Annotated in this window: 15 protein-coding genes; 9 read left to right on the top strand and 6 right to left on the bottom strand. The window is 73.0% G+C overall.

Annotated elements, in window-relative coordinates; genetic code table 11:
- Nucleotides 1–144 precede the first annotated feature (144 nt).
- From ABD323_RS01680 to ABD323_RS01645, 8 genes are read left to right on the top strand one after another with little or no spacing between them, the layout of a single operon-like run.
- The gene (locus ABD323_RS01680; protein WP_344438280.1) at nucleotides 145–996 is read left to right on the top strand and encodes a helix-turn-helix transcriptional regulator; all 852 of its coding nucleotides are present in this window, start codon (nucleotides 145–147) and stop codon (nucleotides 994–996) included.
- Nucleotides 993–2408, top strand: a complete 1416-nt coding sequence (gene sufB, locus ABD323_RS01675) for a Fe-S cluster assembly protein SufB (RefSeq protein WP_344438125.1) — start codon at nucleotides 993–995, stop codon at nucleotides 2406–2408. The genes ABD323_RS01680 and sufB overlap by 4 nt, the downstream gene beginning before the upstream one ends.
- 59 nt (nucleotides 2409–2467) lie before the next feature.
- Nucleotides 2468–3715 (top strand): Fe-S cluster assembly protein SufD, encoded by a 1248-nt coding sequence (gene sufD / locus ABD323_RS01670; RefSeq protein WP_344438122.1) that lies wholly within the window; start codon nucleotides 2468–2470, stop codon nucleotides 3713–3715.
- Nucleotides 3712–4029 carry a bifunctional 3-phenylpropionate/cinnamic acid dioxygenase ferredoxin subunit gene (locus ABD323_RS01665; RefSeq protein ID WP_344438120.1) on the top strand — a complete coding sequence of 106 codons (318 nt, stop codon included), beginning with the start codon at nucleotides 3712–3714 and terminating at the stop codon, nucleotides 4027–4029. Before sufD ends, ABD323_RS01665 begins: the two co-directional genes overlap by 4 nt.
- Nucleotides 4030–4031: 2 nt before the next feature.
- The gene (sufC, locus tag ABD323_RS01660) at nucleotides 4032–4796 is read left to right on the top strand and encodes a Fe-S cluster assembly ATPase SufC (protein WP_344438118.1); all 765 of its coding nucleotides are present in this window, start codon (nucleotides 4032–4034) and stop codon (nucleotides 4794–4796) included.
- A 23-nt stretch (nucleotides 4797–4819) separates the two neighbouring features.
- Nucleotides 4820–6067, top strand: a complete 1248-nt coding sequence (locus ABD323_RS01655) for a cysteine desulfurase (RefSeq protein WP_344438278.1) — start codon at nucleotides 4820–4822, stop codon at nucleotides 6065–6067.
- 14 nt (nucleotides 6068–6081) lie between these two features.
- Entirely contained in the window at nucleotides 6082–6531 is a 450-nt protein-coding gene (gene sufU / locus ABD323_RS01650) for a Fe-S cluster assembly sulfur transfer protein SufU (protein ID WP_344438116.1), read from the top strand.
- Nucleotides 6532–6552: 21 nt separating this feature from the next.
- Nucleotides 6553–6945 carry a metal-sulfur cluster assembly factor gene (locus ABD323_RS01645; RefSeq protein WP_344438114.1) on the top strand — a complete coding sequence of 131 codons (393 nt, stop codon included), beginning with the start codon at nucleotides 6553–6555 and terminating at the stop codon, nucleotides 6943–6945.
- Between the two features lie 232 nt (nucleotides 6946–7177).
- On the opposite strand, the gene ABD323_RS01640 is transcribed toward ABD323_RS01645, so the two are convergent.
- The 4 genes from ABD323_RS01640 to ABD323_RS01625 all read right to left on the bottom strand — a co-directional run bounded on the left by ABD323_RS01640 (nucleotide 7178) and on the right by ABD323_RS01625 (nucleotide 12892).
- Complete coding sequence (locus ABD323_RS01640) at nucleotides 7178–9904, bottom strand: M4 family metallopeptidase (protein ID WP_344438113.1); 2727 nt, start codon at nucleotides 9902–9904, stop codon at nucleotides 7178–7180.
- A gap of 10 nt (nucleotides 9905–9914) precedes the next feature.
- Entirely contained in the window at nucleotides 9915–11033 is a 1119-nt protein-coding gene (locus ABD323_RS01635; RefSeq protein ID WP_344438110.1) for a hypothetical protein, read from the bottom strand.
- Entirely contained in the window at nucleotides 11030–11377 is a 348-nt protein-coding gene (locus ABD323_RS01630) for a PadR family transcriptional regulator (RefSeq protein WP_344438108.1), read from the bottom strand. Before ABD323_RS01630 ends, ABD323_RS01635 begins: the two co-directional genes overlap by 4 nt.
- A gap of 192 nt (nucleotides 11378–11569) precedes the next feature.
- Nucleotides 11570–12892 (bottom strand): MFS transporter, encoded by a 1323-nt coding sequence (locus ABD323_RS01625; RefSeq protein ID WP_344438106.1) that lies wholly within the window; start codon nucleotides 12890–12892, stop codon nucleotides 11570–11572.
- Between the two features lie 314 nt (nucleotides 12893–13206).
- On the opposite strand from ABD323_RS01625, the gene ABD323_RS01620 reads away from it, so the two are divergent.
- Entirely contained in the window at nucleotides 13207–14829 is a 1623-nt protein-coding gene (locus tag ABD323_RS01620) for a hypothetical protein (RefSeq protein WP_344438104.1), read from the top strand.
- Between the two features lie 46 nt (nucleotides 14830–14875).
- Here ABD323_RS01620 and ABD323_RS01615 read toward each other — a convergent pair whose 3' ends face one another.
- Both ABD323_RS01615 and ABD323_RS01610 read right to left on the bottom strand, forming a co-directional pair.
- The gene (locus ABD323_RS01615) at nucleotides 14876–15409 is read right to left on the bottom strand and encodes an SRPBCC family protein (protein ID WP_344438102.1); all 534 of its coding nucleotides are present in this window, start codon (nucleotides 15407–15409) and stop codon (nucleotides 14876–14878) included.
- A gap of 19 nt (nucleotides 15410–15428) precedes the next feature.
- On the bottom strand, nucleotides 15429–15872 hold the full coding sequence (locus ABD323_RS01610) for a VOC family protein (protein ID WP_344438100.1): 444 nt from the start codon (nucleotides 15870–15872) through the stop codon (nucleotides 15429–15431).
- Nucleotides 15873–16028: the final 156 nt, after the last annotated feature.

Here is a 16028-nt window from a genome sequence, read left to right as displayed (position 1 = left end):
CCGCGCGGGGTGTCCCGACCGGGCCTCCCGGACGGTTTCGGCAGGCCAGGTAAGGCTTGCCTGCGTGATGGATCCCACCGCTGAGGCGTGGATCACGGGTTGTCCGTCCGGAAGTAATTACGCAACAATGGTGTTGTGAAAAACATGCGCGAGCACCCGCAGGAGCTGGAGGCCGAGTCGGCCCCCGGCTTCCCGGTGCCCGCGACCTCGGCGGAGGTGCTGCTGGACGGCCACCGGGCCACCCGTGACCGGGTCGCCCGTTCCATCCTGGACCACGGTCCCTCCTCCGCCACCGACCTGGCCACCCGCCTGGGCCTGACCTCAGCGGCGGTCCGCCGCCACCTGGACGGTCTGGCCGCCTCCGGGCTGGTGGAGTCCCGCGAGCAGCGGGTCTACGGCAGCCGCGGGCGCGGCCGGCCGGCGAAGGTCTTCGCCCTCACCGAGTCCGGCCGGGACGCCTTCTACCAGGCCTACGACCAGCTCGCCGCCGACGCGCTGCGCTGGATCGCCGAGGCCGTGGGCGGCGGCGCGGCGGGCGAGGAGGCGGTCGCCGCCTTCGCCCGGGCCCGGTTCGCCAAGCAGGGCCAGAAGTACCTCGGCGACCTGGCCCAGGCCCCCGCCGAGGACCGGACCGAGGCGCTCGCCCGGGCGCTGAGCGCCGACGGGTACGCTGCCACCGTGCGGCGAGTGCCGACCGCCTCGGCCTCCAAGGCCCCGGCCGGCGCCCAGCTCTGCCAGCACCACTGCCCGGTCGCGCACATCGCCGAGCAGTTCCCCCAGCTCTGCGAGGCGGAGACCGAGGTCTTCTCCCAGCTCCTGGGCACCCATGTGCAACGGCTGGCCACCATCGCCCACGGCGACGGGGTCTGCACCACCTACGTGCCGGCACCCGGTGCCGCACCGTCCTCCGCCCCCCGGGCGGATTCCGGTGCAGCGCCGACTGCCGGTACGACCACTGGAACACCGACTGCGCCTGCGCGGAGGAACCCCGCATGACTGACACCGTTTCCCACCCGGAGCTCGAAGGTCTGGGCACCTACGAGTTCGGCTGGTCGGACCCCGACGCGGCCGGCTCGGTGGCCAAGCGCGGCCTGAGCGAGGAGGTCGTCCGCGACATCTCGGCGAAGAAGTCCGAGTCGGAGTGGATGCTCAACCTGCGCCTGAAGGGCCTCAAGCTCTTCGGCAAGAAGCCGATGCCGACCTGGGGCTCCGACCTCTCGGGGATCGACTTCGACAACATCAAGTACTTCGTGCGGTCGACCGAGAAGCAGGCCGAGTCCTGGGAGGACCTGCCCGCCGACATCAAGGCGACCTACGACAAGCTCGGCATCCCGGAGGCGGAGAAGCAGCGCCTGGTCGCCGGCGTCGCCGCCCAGTACGAGTCCGAGGTCGTCTACCACCAGATCCGTGAGGACCTGGAGGAGCAGGGCGTGATCTTCCTCGACACGGACACCGCGCTCAAGCAGCACCCGGAGATCTTCCACGAGTACTTCGGCAGCGTGATCCCGGTGGGCGACAACAAGTTCGCCGCGCTGAACACCGCGGTCTGGTCCGGCGGCTCGTTCATCTACGTGCCGAAGGGTGTGCACGTGGACATCCCGCTGCAGGCCTACTTCCGGATCAACACCGAGAACATGGGCCAGTTCGAGCGGACGCTGATCATCGTCGACGAGGACGCCTACGTCCACTACGTCGAGGGCTGCACCGCGCCGATCTACTCCTCGGACTCGCTGCACAGCGCCGTGGTCGAGATCATCGTCAAGAAGGGCGGCCGCTGCCGCTACACGACGATCCAGAACTGGTCGAACAACGTCTACAACCTGGTCACCAAGCGGGCCGTGGCCTACGAGGGCGCGACCATGGAGTGGGTCGACGGCAACATCGGCTCCAAGGTCACCATGAAGTACCCGGCCGTCTACCTGATGGGCGAGCACGCCAAGGGCGAGACCCTCTCGATCGCCTTCGCGGGCGAGGGCCAGCACCAGGACGCCGGCGCCAAGATGGTGCACATGGCGCCGAACACGTCCTCCAACATCGTCTCCAAGTCGGTGGCCCGTGGCGGCGGCCGCACCAGCTACCGCGGTCTGATCGAGATCGGCGAGGGCTCCAAGGGCGCCAAGTCCAACGTGCTCTGCGACGCGCTGCTGGTCGACACCATCTCCCGCTCGGACACCTACCCGTACGTGGACGTCCGCGAGGACGACGTCTCGATGGGCCACGAGGCGACCGTCTCCAAGGTCAGCGAGGACCAGCTCTTCTACCTGATGAGCCGCGGCATGACCGAGTTCGAGGCGATGGCGATGATCGTGCGCGGCTTCGTCGAGCCGATCGCGCGTGAGCTGCCGATGGAGTACGCGCTCGAGCTCAACCGGCTGATCGAGCTGCAGATGGAGGGCTCTGTCGGCTGACGCGTCGTCAACCGGCAGTACCCCCCGTACCTTTGAGGAAGAGAGCACGACGAACAGCCATGGCTGACATGCCTTTGAATGCCACTGGGAACACCTCCGGCTCCACCACCGCCGGTTCGATCGAGGTCGGGACCGCCGGCGCCGGCGCGCAGCTCGCCGGGCCCGGCACCGGCCGGGCCACCGTGCAGCAGCCGATCGACGCCCGCGTCGCGGTCAAGCCCTCGTACGACGTGAACGACTTCCCGGTGCCCACCGGCCGCGAGGAGGACTGGCGGTTCACCCCGCTGCACCGCCTGGCCGGCCTGCACGACGGCACCGCGCTCACCGCGACCGCCGGCGAGGACAAGGTCGAGCTGAGCCTGCCGGACGGCGTCACCGCCGACCTGGTGGGCCGCGGGGACGAGCGCCTGGGCCGGGCCGGCAAGCCGGTCGACCGGGTCGCCGCGCAGGCGTACAGCTCCTTCGAGCAGGCGCTGGTGGTCACCGTCCCGAAGGACGCCGTGCTCACCGAGCCGGTGCGCATCGACGTCCGCGGCGAGGGCGGCGTCCGCTTCGCGCACGTGGTGATCGACGTCAAGCCGTTCGCCGAGGCCGTCGTGGTGCTGGGTCACACCGGCACCGGCACCCGGGCCGCCAACGTCGAGCTGCTGGTCGGCGACGGCGCCAAGCTGACCTTCGTCTCGATCCAGGACTGGGACCGCGACGCGGTGCACGCCGCCCAGCAGACCGCGCTGATCGGCCGGGACGCCGCGTTCAAGTCGGTCGTGGTGACCTTCGGCGGCGACCTGGTGCGCATCCACCCGCGGGTCACCTACGCGGCCCCCGGCGGCGAGGCCGAGCTCTTCGGCCTCTACTTCGCGGATGCCGGCCAGCACCTCGAGCACCGGCTGCAGATCGACCACGACACCCCGCACTGCCGCTCCAACGTGGTCTACAAGGGCGCCCTGCAGGGCCAGGACGCGCACGCGGTCTGGGTCGGCGACGTGCTGATCCGCGCCGCCGCCGAGGGCACCGACACCTACGAGCACAACCGCAACCTGGTGCTCACCGACGGCGCCCGGGTCGACTCGATCCCGAACCTGGAGATCGAGACCGGCGAGATCGTCGGGGCCGGCCACGCCTCCGCCACCGGCCGCTTCGACGACGAGCAGCTCTTCTACCTGCAGTCCCGCGGCATCCCGCAGGACGAGGCGCGCCGCCTGGTGGTGCGCGGCTTCTTCGCCGAACTGGTCCAGCAGATCGGCGTGGCCGAGCTGCACGACCAGCTGCTGGAGAAGATCGAGGACGAGCTGGCGGGCGTGGCATGACGTACCTGCGCGTCTGCGCGCTGAGCGAGCTGGACGAGGACACGCCCCGGCGCGTGGAGCTCGACGGCCTCGCGGTGGCGGTCGTGCGCACCGAGGGCGAGGTGTTCGCGATCAACGACATCTGCTCGCACGCGAACGTCTCGCTCTCCGAGGGCGAGGTCGAGGACTGCAGGATCGAGTGCTGGCTGCACGGCTCCAGCTTCGATCTGCGCACCGGCAAGCCCTCGGGACTGCCCGCCACCAAGCCGGTCCCCGTATACCCCGTAAAGATCGAAGGGGACGATGTGCTCGTCTCCGTCACCCAGGAGTCCTGAGCATGGCAACCCTTGAAATCCGTGACCTGCACGTCTCCGTCGACACCGAGAACGGTGCCCGCGAGATCCTGCGCGGCGTCGACCTGACCGTCAAGCAGGGCGAGACGCACGCCATCATGGGCCCCAACGGCTCGGGCAAGTCCACCCTGGCGTACACCCTGGCCGGCCACCCGAAGTACACCGTCACCGGCGGCCAGGTGCTGCTGGACGGCGAGGACGTGCTGGCGATGACCGTGGACGAGCGCGCCCGCGCGGGCGTCTTCCTCGCCATGCAGTACCCGGTCGAGGTCCCCGGCGTCTCGGTCTCCAACTTCCTGCGCACCGCCGCCACCGCGATCCGCGGCGAGGCCCCCAAGCTGCGGCTGTGGGTCAAGGAGGTCAAGGAGGCCATGGCGACGCTCCAGATGGACCCGGCCTTCGCCGAGCGCAACGTCAACGAGGGCTTCTCCGGCGGCGAGAAGAAGCGCCACGAGATCCTCCAGCTCGAGCTGCTCAAGCCGAAGATCGCGATCCTCGACGAGACCGACTCCGGCCTGGACGTCGACGCGCTGCGCCAGGTCTCCGAGGGCATCAACCGGGTCACCGCCTCCGGTGAGGTGGGCACCCTGCTGGTCACCCACTACACGCGCATCCTGCGGTACATCAAGCCCGACCACGTCCACGTGTTCTCGGCCGGTCGCATCGTCGAGTCCGGTGGCGCCGAGCTGGCCGACAAGCTGGAGAACGAGGGCTACGAGGCCTATGTGAAGGGCGGCGCTTCCGAGTGACGATCATCCATCCCGGCTCGACGCTGCCGGGTCTGCTGGACACCGACGCGATCCGCAAGGACTTCCCGATCCTGCAGCGCCTGCTGCACGACGGCAAGCCCCTGGTGTACCTGGACAACGCGGCCACCTCGCAGAAGCCCCGCCAGGTGCTGGACGCGCTCAACGCGTACTACGAGCGGCACAACGCCAACGTGCACCGCGGCGTGCACGTGCTGGCCGAGGAGGCCACGGCGCTGTACGAGGGCGCCCGCGACAAGGTCGCGGCGTTCGTCAACGCACCGAGCCGGGACGAGGTGATATTCACCAAGAACGCCTCGGAGTCGCTCAACCTGGTCGCCAACATGCTCGGCTGGGCCGACGAGCCGTACCGCGTGGACGCGGACTCGGAGATCGTCATCACCGAGATGGAGCACCACTCCAACATCGTGCCGTGGCAGCTGCTCTCGCAGCGCACCGGCGCGAAGCTGCGGTGGTTCGGGCTGACCGACGAGGGCCGGCTCGACCTGTCCAACATCGACCAGCTGATCAACGAGAAGACGAAGATCGTCTCCTTCACGCTGGTCTCCAACCTGCTGGGCACCGTCAACCCGGTCGAGGCGATCGTGCGCCGCGCCCAGGACGTCGGCGCGCTGGTGCTGATCGACGCCTCGCAGGCCGCCCCGCACATGGTGCTGGACGTGCAGGCGCTGGAGGCCGACTTCGTCGCCTTCACCGGGCACAAGATGCTGGCGCCCACCGGCATCGGCGTGCTGTGGGGCCGTCAGGAGCTGCTGGAGGACCTCCCGCCGTTCCTCGGCGGTGGCGAGATGATCGAGACCGTCACGATGGGCTCGTCCACCTACGCCCCGGCGCCGCACAAGTTCGAGGCCGGCACCCCGCCGATCGCCCAGGCGGTCGGGCTGGGCGCGGCCATCGACTACCTGTCGAACGTCGGGATGGAGCGGATCGCCGCCCACGAGCACGCGATCACCGAGTACGCGGTGAACCGCCTGCAGGAGGTGCCCGAGCTGCGCATCATCGGCCCGCGCACCGCCGTGGACCGCGGCGCGGCGATCTCCTTCGTGCTCGGTGACATCCACCCGCACGACGTGGGCCAGGTGCTGGACGAGCAGGGCATCGCGGTCCGGGTGGGCCACCACTGCGCCCGCCCGGTCTGCCTGCGGTACGGGATCCCGGCGACCACCAGGGCGTCGTTCTACCTGTACTCGACGCCGGGTGAGGTCGACCAGCTGGTCGAGGGCCTGCACCACGTCCGCAACTTCTTCGGCTGAGGAGGGGTGGCAGCATGAAGCTGGACTCCATGTACCAGGAGATCATCCTGGACCACTACCGCAACCCCCACGGCAAGGGGCTGCGGGACGGCGACGCCGAGGTGCACCACGTCAACCCGACCTGCGGCGACGAGATCACCCTGCGGGTGCGCCTGGACGGCGCCACCGTGGCGGACGTCTCCTACGAGTCGCAGGGCTGCTCGATCAGCCAGGCCAGCGCCTCGGTGCTGAACGACCTGGTGGTCGGCAAGAGCGTCGGCGAGGCGCAGGCCGTCCAGGAGGCGTTCCTCGCGCTGATGCAGAGCAAGGGCCAGGGCGAGGGCGACGAGGAGGTGCTGGAGGACGCGGTCGCGTTCGCCGGCGTCTCCAAGTACCCCGCCCGGGTGAAGTGCGCGCTGCTGAGCTGGATGGCCTGGAAGGACGCCACCGCCAAGGCCCTGGCCGAGCAGCCCGCCACCGACTGACTCCCGAACAGGAAGCTATCCATGAGCGACACCGAGGCCGGCACCCCGGCCGCCGCCGCCGAGACCACCGAGGGGCCCACGGTCATCGTCGGCACCACGGCCGGCACCGTCTCCGTCGAGGACCTCACCGAGGCCCTGATGGACGTGGTCGACCCCGAGCTGGGCATCGACGTGGTCAACCTCGGCCTGATCTACGGCATCCACATCGACGAGTCCGACGTGGCCACCATCGACATGACGCTCACCTCGGCGGCCTGCCCGCTGACCGACGTCATCGAGGACCAGGCCAAGAGCGCCACCGAGGGCCTGGTCCAGGACCTGCGGATCAACTGGGTCTGGATGCCGCCGTGGGGCCCGGACAAGATCACCGACGACGGCCGCGAGCAGCTGCGGGCCCTGGGCTTCAACGTCTGAGGACCGAGCGGCTGACCTGCGACGCCGTGAGCGTTGGCTGAAGCCCTGCCGACCCGCCTGAGAGGCGGGCCGGCAGGGCTTTTTGCTGCCTCGGTCCGGCCCGGCCGGGCGGAGGAGGACAGCCGCCGTCGATCGCTCGGGTGCCGGTGGGGCGGAAGTTCGGCGGGGCTGCCCGAGGACCGGGTCGCCGGGTGGTCCCGGGGTCCGATCCTCGGGCGGTGGGGTGGGGCGGTCAGCAGGTGTGGGTGGTGGGGCGGGCGCGGCTGACGAGGTCGGTGCGACCGGGGGTGGCGTCGAGCCAGATGACGCGGGTGGCGGTGTCGGCGGCGGGTTCGTACTGGGCGCCGCGGTTGCAGGAGAGGCGGGTGGGGGTGCCGCCGGTGAGGGGAAGCTGCCAGAGCTTGGGGAGGGCGGCGTTGGTCCAGCCGTTGGTGGGCTTGGTGCTGTCGGCCTCGAAGGTGACGGCCTGGTCGGAGGCGGTGATGCCGAGCGTGGGCCGGGCCGGGGCGTCGGCCGGGAGGAGGTCGGTGATGCCGGAGCCGTCCAGCGCGGCGGAGCGGATCGAGCTGGGGCGGGTGCGGTCGGTGGGGGTTTCCACCCAGAGGAGGCGGTTGCCGACCAGGAGGGTGGAGTCGGTCGAGGCGGGGGTGGCGGTGGGGAACCGGGCGGTGACCTGTCCGGTGGTGATCGAGTAGACGGTGGGGGTGAAGACCTGGGTCTGGTTCGCGGTCCAGGACTCGGACCAGGCGAGGATGCCGTTCCTGAGGGTGAGGCCGGAGACCTGGTGGCCGTCGGGCAGCGGGAGTTCCGTGGCGGGGCCGCCGGCGTGGGAGAGCAGGATGCGGGTCCGGCCCTCGCCGCCGGAGTAGTCGGTGACCTTGAAGGCGATGTCGTCACCGCAGACCGCGACCTCGCTGGGCTGCTGCTGGGGGCCGGCCGACTTGAACAGGCTGCGGGTCGCTCCACCGGTGAGGGAGCGGGTCAGGACCTCCATGCCCCACTGCCCCTGGGTGTCGGTGCCGACCGCGATCCAGACCGCCGAGCTGCCGTCGGTGGCGGGCCAGCTGTGCAGGCGCCCGTCGTCGGGGCTGAGCTGGACGGGGGTGCCGGGTTCGGTGGTGGAACCGGTGAACAGGGCGGGCCGGCCCTTGCCGGCCGGGTCGCCGGAGGTCATCACCCAGTGGCCCCGGGCGGCGACCGGGCCGGTCGGGGTGGAGGTGTCGCGCAGCAGGGCGCTGCTGTCCATGCCGAGGTGCTGCTGCCAGCCGGCGCGGATCCCGTGGGCGTCGAACGCGGCGGCGACCGTGCGCAGTTGGGCGCGGGTGAGGTGCAGGGCGCGGCCGGCGGCGAGGACCGCGTTGCGGCCGTCCACGAAGTCGTCCGTGGGGGTGAGGTAGTCGGCGAGCGCCCGGTAGACCAGGCGATCGGCGGTGAGCGGGTCCAGGGTGCGCCGGATGTCCCACAGCGCGCCGGAGAAGATGGTGGAGTTGAGGTGCTGCCCGCCGCCGTCGAGACCGGGGGCCGCGCCCAGGTAGTCGTCGACGGTGCTGCGGTGGTCGTCCAGCCGGCGCTGCGCGCAGGCTTCGGGGGTGCCGGTGCGGCACAGGCTCTCGCCGAGGAGGGCGGCCCCGGGGTCGTTCATCGACAGGCCGCGGGCGTTGTCCTCGATGGCGTTGCCGAAGTAGTCGGCGAGTCCCTCGTTCATCGCGCCGGCCTGGCCGAAGCCGACCAGGTTGGCGGTGTGTTCGATGACCGCGTGGGTCATCTCGTGACCGGCCACGTCCAGGGCGACCGAGAAGGGGTAGTACTGGGGGCCGCCACCGCCGTAGACCATCTCGTGGCCGTCCCAGTAGGCGTTCGCGAAGGGGGCGCCCCCGTCGGACACGTTGACCACCGCGTTGATCGGGCCGTCCTTGCCGTCGAGGCCGCTGCGCCCGAGCCGGTCGTGGTAGAAGTCGTAGACCAGGGCGGCGTCGAGGTGGGCGTCGGTGGCGCCGCTGCCGCCGGTGCCGGGCGGGAAGTCGGGGCTCGGGGAGTGGACCGGCGGGAGGTCGGCGGGGATGCCGCCGTTGATGTCGTTGTAGTCCCGGCCGGCCGCGTCGTAGGTGGTGATGGTGGCGGGCCGGGTGAGGTCGGTGAGCTGGTAACCGCCGTCGGGCAGGCGGGCGATGTTCACCTGGGCGGCCCGGCCGTGGGCGTCCGGGGCGGTGCCGGTGGCGGGCGCGGGGCCGGTGGCGGGCGCGGTGCCGCGGGTGTCGTTGGCGTCGAGGGTGTACGGGTCGTGGCCCTCGTCGGTGAGCGCGATCGCGCCGACGGTGGCGTCCACGTAGACCTCGCGGACCAAGGGGGCGCCGGCGGCCGGGGCGCTGCCGTGCAGGGTGAAGTGCCGGGTGAGCCGACCGGTGCCGCCGGGCAGGATGACCGGGCCGCGGTCCTCGGCGGTGGCCTTGGCACGGACCTGCGGGTCGGTGACCGAGCCGAGCGCCAGGGCGCGCAGCGCCTCGGTGGGGACGGTGGGCGTGGTCGGTGTGCTGAGGCCGGTGAAGTACTTGCCGCCGACCGACTCGATCCGCTGGTCGGCGCCGTCGCCGGTCAGGTGGACCAGGTACTGCGCGCCGAGCACGGGTATGCCGGCCCGGTTCTGCTGGAACCTGACGGTGTGTCCGCCCTCGGGGGTGCGCTCGGTGGCGAGTTCGGTCAGCTGCCCGGGGTCGATCCGGTACTGGTCCGGGTGGGCCGCCAGGAAGGTGCGGGCGGCGTCGGCCGGGTTGCCGGGGGCGGCTTCGGTCAGGCCGGTGACCAACTGCGGGGTGGCGGTGTCCTGGCCGGCGACCAGCGTGGGCACCGGGTCGGGGTCGGCGCCCGGTGCGGCCAGGGCGGGCGTGCCGCCCAGGGTCAGGGCCAGCACGGTGGTGGCCGCCAGGCCGAGGCCCTTGGGAGCGTGGTTGCGGTGGCGCATGCGGGGCCTTTCAGCGGATCCGGATGTGGATGTGCGGGTGGGTGCGGCCGGCGGCGGGGTCGGCCGGGTCGCCCTGCGCGGGGGTGGGGCGCAGGGCGTGCCAGGCGCTCGCCAGCAGGACGGCGGTGCCGAGCAGGCCGGCGACGATCCCGGCGCTGCGGAACAGGACGTCGTGGTGCAGCACGGGCTGTTCGATGTACGGCGGGGCGACGACGAACGTCCAGGGCAGGGCGGCCAGCACGATGCCGGCGGCGCGCAGCCGGTCGGGGTGGCGGGCCAGGAGGCGACCCAGCAGGACCAGGCTCAGCACCGCGACGGGCCACGAGGAGGAGGCCTCCATCAGGTGCCGCAGGGCGGGCGTGGTGACCAGGTCGAAGAAGGCGTCCGGCCGTTCGGGGCCCGGGAGTTGGTTCAGGGTGGGGAGCAGGGTCAGCGGCAGGGCGAGGCCGAGGGCGGCGAGCACCGTCTCGTTGCGGTCGCGCCGGGACAGCTCGACGGCGTCCGGCGGGGCGCTGAGCAGCAGGACGCCGAACAGCGTCCAGAGGCCGAGGAAGAGGTGGTACTGGGCGAACGCCTCGCCGTGGCGCGGCGGGTGGAGCACCAGCGGGATCGCGAGCCGGGTGAGCGTGCCGAGCAGGACCAGGGCCCGCGCCGGCGCCCAGCGGCCGAGGGAGGCGCAGAGCAGGGCCAGGATCCAGGGGCCGGTCTGTGCCAGGCCGACGGCCTGCCGGGGGGCGTACTGCCCCCAACCGAAGGTGGAGTCGGGCGTCAGCAGCCCGAGCAGCAGGTACACCAGGCTCAGTCCGGCGCCGCTCGCGAGCACCATCGGGGCGGCGCCGGCGACGATCCGGCCGGCCGGGTCGGCCGAGCCGAGCCGGGTGCGCAGCCGCAGGGCGTGGGCGGCGAGGGCGGCCCACTCGCGCAGGGCGGTGCGGCGGTCGGCCCCCTGGACGGTCTCGGCGTGGACGGCGGCGATCTCCTCGCCGTGCGCGGCGCGGTAGGCGGCGGGGTAGAGGCCGAGCAGCGGGAGCCGCGCGAGGCAGCGGTCCACCACGGCGGCCCGGGCGGGCCCTGGTGCACTCGCGGCGGTCGCTGCGGAGTCGGCCGCACAGGCGCTGGACTCGCTCATGCCGTACTCCCGTCGGGGACGGTGCGGCCCAGTGCGAGCCGCCGTTCGGCCTCGGCCAGGCTCGCGCGCAGCCGCTCGGTCTCCTGACCGAGGACCTCGCGGCCCTGCTCGGTCAGCGCGAAGCTGCGGCGCAGCCGGCCGTCCACGATCTCCTCGTGGTCGATCCGGATCAGCTCCTGCTGGAGCAGGCGGTCCAGGGCCGTGTAGAGGGTGCCGGTGAGCAGCCTGGTCCGGCCGCCGGTGATGGCGCGGACTTCCTGGAGGATCGCGTAGCCGTGTCTGGGGGCGTCGGCCAGCGCGGTGAGCACCAGGCGCGTCGGCTCTTGGAGTTGACGGTCTGCCATGAGATGACGATAAGTCATTGCTTTGAATATGTCGATCGTTTAGCTATGGGCAGGCCGGCCGGGCCTCGTCGTGGTGGTGCGGGACGAGGCGCACGAGCGTGGGTGCGGGCCCGGCGGTAGCCGGTGGTGGTGCCGCGGAACGCGAAACCGCCCGGCGCCGTCGGGCTGCCGGGCGGTTCGGGGACGCGCAGGCTACGGCCGCTTGAGGACCGCGGCGGCCAGGGCCAGGCAGACGGTGGCGGCGACCAGGGCGAAGGCGCTGACGGCGGGGAGCAGGCCGTAGCTGCGGGACAGCGCGCCCACCGCGACGATGGGGGCGGAGCTGCCGAGGTAGACGATCACCCACAGGGTGCTCATCTCGCCGGCCCGGCGGGCCGGGTCCATGGCGGCGACGGCCTTGGTGAACAGGGAGCGGAAGGCCACGCCCTGGCAGGCGCCGCCGAGCACGCTGCCGGCGAAGAGCAGGGCGGGCAGCTGGGCGTACTGGGCGGTGACCACCAGGCCCAGGCCGAGCGCCAGGCCGGTCATGCCGAGCGCGATCACCCGGCGGTCGCGGGTGGGCGGCACCAGCAGCTGGGCGAGCGCGGAGGAGCCCAGCAGCAGGGCGGCGACCACCGCGCCGACCATCCGCGAGTGGGTGTGCAGCAGGCCGGCCGAGAAGGCGGGGGCGAGGCTGAGGTAGACGCCGAAGACGGCGTAGGAGACGAAGCCGGCGCCGGCCGCGAGCAGGAAGGTCCGCCGGCCCTCGGCGGGCAGGGCCAGGCGGCGCGGGCGCAGCAGCTCCGGGGTGGTGACCCGCGGCGGCGCGTCCTGCGGCCGGCGGGCGCCGGGCATCCGGGGGTGCACCAGGGCGAGCGGGACGCAGAGCACCAGCAGGGCCACCGCGTGCGCCAGGAAGGGCGTCAGCAGCGGGTGCGCGCCGCCCGACAGCCAGGCGCCGACCACCGGGCCGAGCGCGACGCCGCCGGCCGAGCAGGCCAGGGTGAGCTTGGCGGCCAGCGTGGGGTGGTCGGGCAGCAGGTCGCCCAGGGCCGCGCCGGCCGCGCCGGTGGCCAGCGCGACGGCGACGCCCTGCACGGCCCGCCCGGCGGCCAGCTGGCCGAAGCCGTGCGCGGTGGCGAAGATCGCGTCCCCGCTGGCGGCCAGGCAGACCGCGGGCAGGATCAGCGCCCGCCGGCCCACCAGGTCGGACCAGTGGCCGACCGCGGCCAGCACCGGGACCAGGGCGAAGACGTAGACCGTGAAGAGCAGCGTGGTGTCGAAGGCGGTCAGGTTCAGCCGCTGCTGCAGCAGGGGGTAGACCGGGGTGGCGAGGTTCGCGCCGACCAGGAGGAGCAGCAGGGCGGCGGCACAGAGGCCGACCCGGATGCCGCGCAGCGCGTTCCAGCGGCTGACGGCGGCGAGCTGGAGCTGGGTGCGTGGAGCGAGCTCCAGCGGGAGCAGGGTCTCCGAGAGCCGGGTACCGGTCAGCTGCGCGGTGCGCAGGCCGGAGCCGACGGGGGAGAGGTCCGCCATGGCAGGGGTCTCCTGTGGCCGGGCGCCACCGCGGGCCGGCGGGGTGTGCCGACGGGCCCGTCCGGAGGCGCTGTGGTGGTGGCCGTGGTGCGGGGGAGACCGTGGTGGTGCGGGGTGTGCAAGTGATCGGTCGGGCGACTGTGCCCGGGCGTGACCCAGCGCAGGGTGTGAACGGGGTCAGAGGAAGGATACGGGGTGGTGCGCGGAAGGCGCGCACGGGTGGCACGCGCCCCCCGTAGGACGGGCGCCGCCGGGGGCGCGGCCGATACGCTGATCGCAGTGCAGACCGCTCTTCCTAGGAGAATCGCTCCCCCATGGCCGGACGACGACGCAAGAACACTGACAACCCGTCGGCGACCGGGCCGGGCACCTTGCCGGCCGAGAGCCTGCTGCCCGCGGACTTCGAGCTCGCCGACCTCTACGGCGCGCACGGCTCCGACGAGGAGGAGGACCTCGACGACGCCGCCGTGCTGGTCCCGCCGGTGCGGCTGCTACCGGAGGCGGAACTGGCGGCCGCGGCGCTCGCCGTCCCGCTGATCCAGCAGGCCGTCAAGCTGGCCCGGTGGAGTGCGCCGACCCGTCCGGTCGACGAGCTGGGCGACCTGCTGGAGGCCGACCGGGAGGCCGCCGCGCGCCACCTGGGCCTGGCCGCCGCCGAGGGCGAGGTCTCCGAGGAGGCGGTGCTGGAGGCGATGCGGGTCTGGTCGCTGGCCACCGACCTGGACCTGGTGCTGGTCGGCCACGAGGCGGGCGGCGCGAGAGCGGCCGGCCCCAGCGAGGAACTGGCGCCGGTGGAGGCCGGTGACCCGGAGGCGGTGCTGGAGCTCTGGCTGGCCGCCGCCGACGTGGTCGCCGAGCTGGCGGTGGAGATCGAGCCGCTGGACGCCGAGCCGGACGCCGGCGAGGAGGCCGACGACGAGCGGGCCGAGGAGCTGCTGGCGCAGTTCGAGGAGGTCCAGGAGGAGGCCGCCGAACTGCTCGACGAGGCGCTCCAGGTGCTCTACGAGGCCACCGCCTTCACCGAGCCCGGCCAGGAGACCATGCCGCTGGGCGTGCTGGCCGCCCTGCTGGTGGTGCCGGACGGCGAGGAGCCGGACGAGGAGATGCTCGGGGACATCACCGACGTGATGGTCGCGCTGGACCCGATGCTGGCCGACCTGGCCGAGATCGGGTTGCTGGAGTACCAGCCGATCGACCCGGACCTCTTCGACGAGGACGAGGAGACGGTGATCGAGCCCACCGACGCCGCCACCCCGCTCGACGACACCGAGGCCGCCCGCTTCGGCCTGGTGCGGCTCACCCCGCTGGGCCAGTACGGGATCCGGCAGTGGCTGCTCGAGGAGGGCTACGACGCCCCGCTGGTCGGCGACCACGCCCGCGGGGACGCGCTGGCCCTGCTGGACGGTGTCGCGCAGGCCGTCAACGTGCTGCCCGAGCAGGAGATCCGGGTCTGGCTGACCGGCCGCGAGCCACTGGGCGCCGCCCGGGAGCTCTTCGAGGCCGCCCGCGGCGAGGACCCCAGCGCCCCGCTGCGCCGGATGCTCTGCCAGCTGGCCCTGGCGGAGCTGGGCGAGCCGGCCGAGCCGGCCGCCCGCGAGGTGCTGGACGACCCGGAGCTGGGCGGCGGCGCCCGCGCCTGGCTGGTCTCGCGCGGGGTCACCGACGTGCCCGCGCCGGAGCGCGCGATGGTGCTGTGGACCACGGTGGACACCTTCGCCGCCCAGCTGCTGGACAGCGAGGGCGACGCCGAGCTGCTGCGCGAGCTGATCTCGGGCCTGCCGGTCACCGACAACCCGGCCAGCTTCTTCGGCGAGCTGTGGCGGGTCGAGCACCCCTACACCGCGCAGGTGCTGGAGGCGGTCGGCGAGCTGCACCTGGACCGCCAGGTGGCCAAGGAGGCGCGCAAGGCGGCGTTCAAGGCCCGGTCGCGGAACTGAGGCGGGCGCCCGCGCGGTGGGCGGACCGGTGCGCACGGCCCGGGGCTCAGGTCCCGGGCCGGCCGTCGTCCGGGTGGGCGGCGCCGAGGCGGGTGCTGCCGGGGCGGGAGCCGGCGAGTTGGGCGCGCAGGCCGCGCTCGCCGGAGCGCATCATCAGGGCGTGGTTGGCCAGGAAGAGCGGCCGGGCGGGCAGCGCCAGCCGGCGCATCAGCGGCTTGCCGGGCCGGACGTCCTCCTCGAAGACGGCCCGGCTGCCGCTCCCGGCCGGGCGGACCGTCCAGCGCGACCAGCCCACCAGGTCACCGGAGAGCTCGGCCTCCAGCACGCCGGCCGCCTCGTCCTGGCGGCGTGCGCGCACGGTCAGCAGCAGGTCGTAGGGGAGCACCGAGCGGATCAGCAGCCGTCCGCTCGCCACGCTCGCCCCGCCTGGCTCGCCGGGCGGCTGCGCCGGGGTGGTGGCCCGGCGCACCTGCGGCCACCAGAGCGGGTAGTGCTCGACGTCGCGCAGCGCGGCGTAGACCGTGCCGGGGCCGGCGGCCAGCTCCCAGCGGCTGGTGAGCCGGTAGTGGTTGAACTCCATGGCCGAGCGGCCCGGCGGACTAGGGCAGTTCCAGTCGGCCGCTCTCGGAGAGCGGGAAGAAGGGATTGTGGGCCAGTTCCCAGAGGTGCCCGTCCGGGTCCTCGAAGTACCCCGAGTAGCCGCCCCAGTGCGCGGTGGCCGGCGGCTTGACGACCGAGGCCCCGGCCTCGACGGCGACCGCCAGCGCCTCGTCCACCGCCTGCGCGGACTCCAGGTTGATGGCCAGCGTCACCCCGCGGAAGGCCGGCTCGCCGCCCTCGGGGATGCCCGCGTCGGCGGCCAGCGCGGCGGTGGGGAAGAGGCCGAGCGCGGAGTCGGCGGTGCGGAACCAGACGATCTCCGGGCTGGAGGCGGCCGAGCGTTCCCAGCCGAGCGCGGCGTAGAACTCGCTGCTGCGGGCCAGGTCCGCGACCCCGAGGGTGACGATGCTGATCCGGGCGGGTACCCCGTGAGTGGTGGTCATGGCGCCAGCGTAGGCAGTGCCGCCGACAACGGCCGCCCGGCCGTGCCGTGGCGCCTTCACGACGTCGATCCGCCCACCCGGCTCCGCAAGCTGATGACCCGGCAGGTCCCGCGCACGTATCGTGGGCGGCGCGGCCCGGCCGCTCGGGCGACCCCG

This window comes from Kitasatospora nipponensis, from assembly GCF_039528135.1.
GTDB classification, from domain to species: Bacteria; Actinomycetota; Actinomycetes; order Streptomycetales; family Streptomycetaceae; genus Kitasatospora; species Kitasatospora nipponensis.
This window is presented reverse-complemented; position numbering and strand designations above follow the sequence as displayed.

Excerpts from the sequence above, each read along its gene's own strand:
- ABD323_RS01680 (WP_344438280.1), top strand. The coding sequence starts at position 145 with ATGCGCGAGCACCCGCAGGAGCTGGAGGCCGAGTCGGCCCCCGGCTTC.
- sufB (WP_344438125.1), top strand. The coding sequence starts at position 993 with ATGACTGACACCGTTTCCCACCCGGAGCTCGAAGGTCTGGGCACCTAC.
- sufD (WP_344438122.1), top strand. The coding sequence starts at position 2,468 with ATGGCTGACATGCCTTTGAATGCCACTGGGAACACCTCCGGCTCCACC.
- ABD323_RS01665 (WP_344438120.1), top strand. The coding sequence starts at position 3,712 with ATGACGTACCTGCGCGTCTGCGCGCTGAGCGAGCTGGACGAGGACACG.
- sufC (WP_344438118.1), top strand. The coding sequence starts at position 4,032 with ATGGCAACCCTTGAAATCCGTGACCTGCACGTCTCCGTCGACACCGAG.
- sufU (WP_344438116.1), top strand. The coding sequence starts at position 6,082 with ATGAAGCTGGACTCCATGTACCAGGAGATCATCCTGGACCACTACCGC.
- ABD323_RS01645 (WP_344438114.1), top strand. The coding sequence starts at position 6,553 with ATGAGCGACACCGAGGCCGGCACCCCGGCCGCCGCCGCCGAGACCACC.
- ABD323_RS01640 (WP_344438113.1), bottom strand. The coding sequence starts at position 9,904 with ATGCGCCACCGCAACCACGCTCCCAAGGGCCTCGGCCTGGCGGCCACC.
- ABD323_RS01635 (WP_344438110.1), bottom strand. The coding sequence starts at position 11,033 with ATGAGCGAGTCCAGCGCCTGTGCGGCCGACTCCGCAGCGACCGCCGCG.
- ABD323_RS01630 (WP_344438108.1), bottom strand. The coding sequence starts at position 11,377 with ATGGCAGACCGTCAACTCCAAGAGCCGACGCGCCTGGTGCTCACCGCG.
- ABD323_RS01625 (WP_344438106.1), bottom strand. The coding sequence starts at position 12,892 with ATGGCGGACCTCTCCCCCGTCGGCTCCGGCCTGCGCACCGCGCAGCTG.
- ABD323_RS01620 (WP_344438104.1), top strand. The coding sequence starts at position 13,207 with ATGGCCGGACGACGACGCAAGAACACTGACAACCCGTCGGCGACCGGG.
- ABD323_RS01615 (WP_344438102.1), bottom strand. The coding sequence starts at position 15,409 with ATGGAGTTCAACCACTACCGGCTCACCAGCCGCTGGGAGCTGGCCGCC.
- ABD323_RS01610 (WP_344438100.1), bottom strand. The coding sequence starts at position 15,872 with ATGACCACCACTCACGGGGTACCCGCCCGGATCAGCATCGTCACCCTC.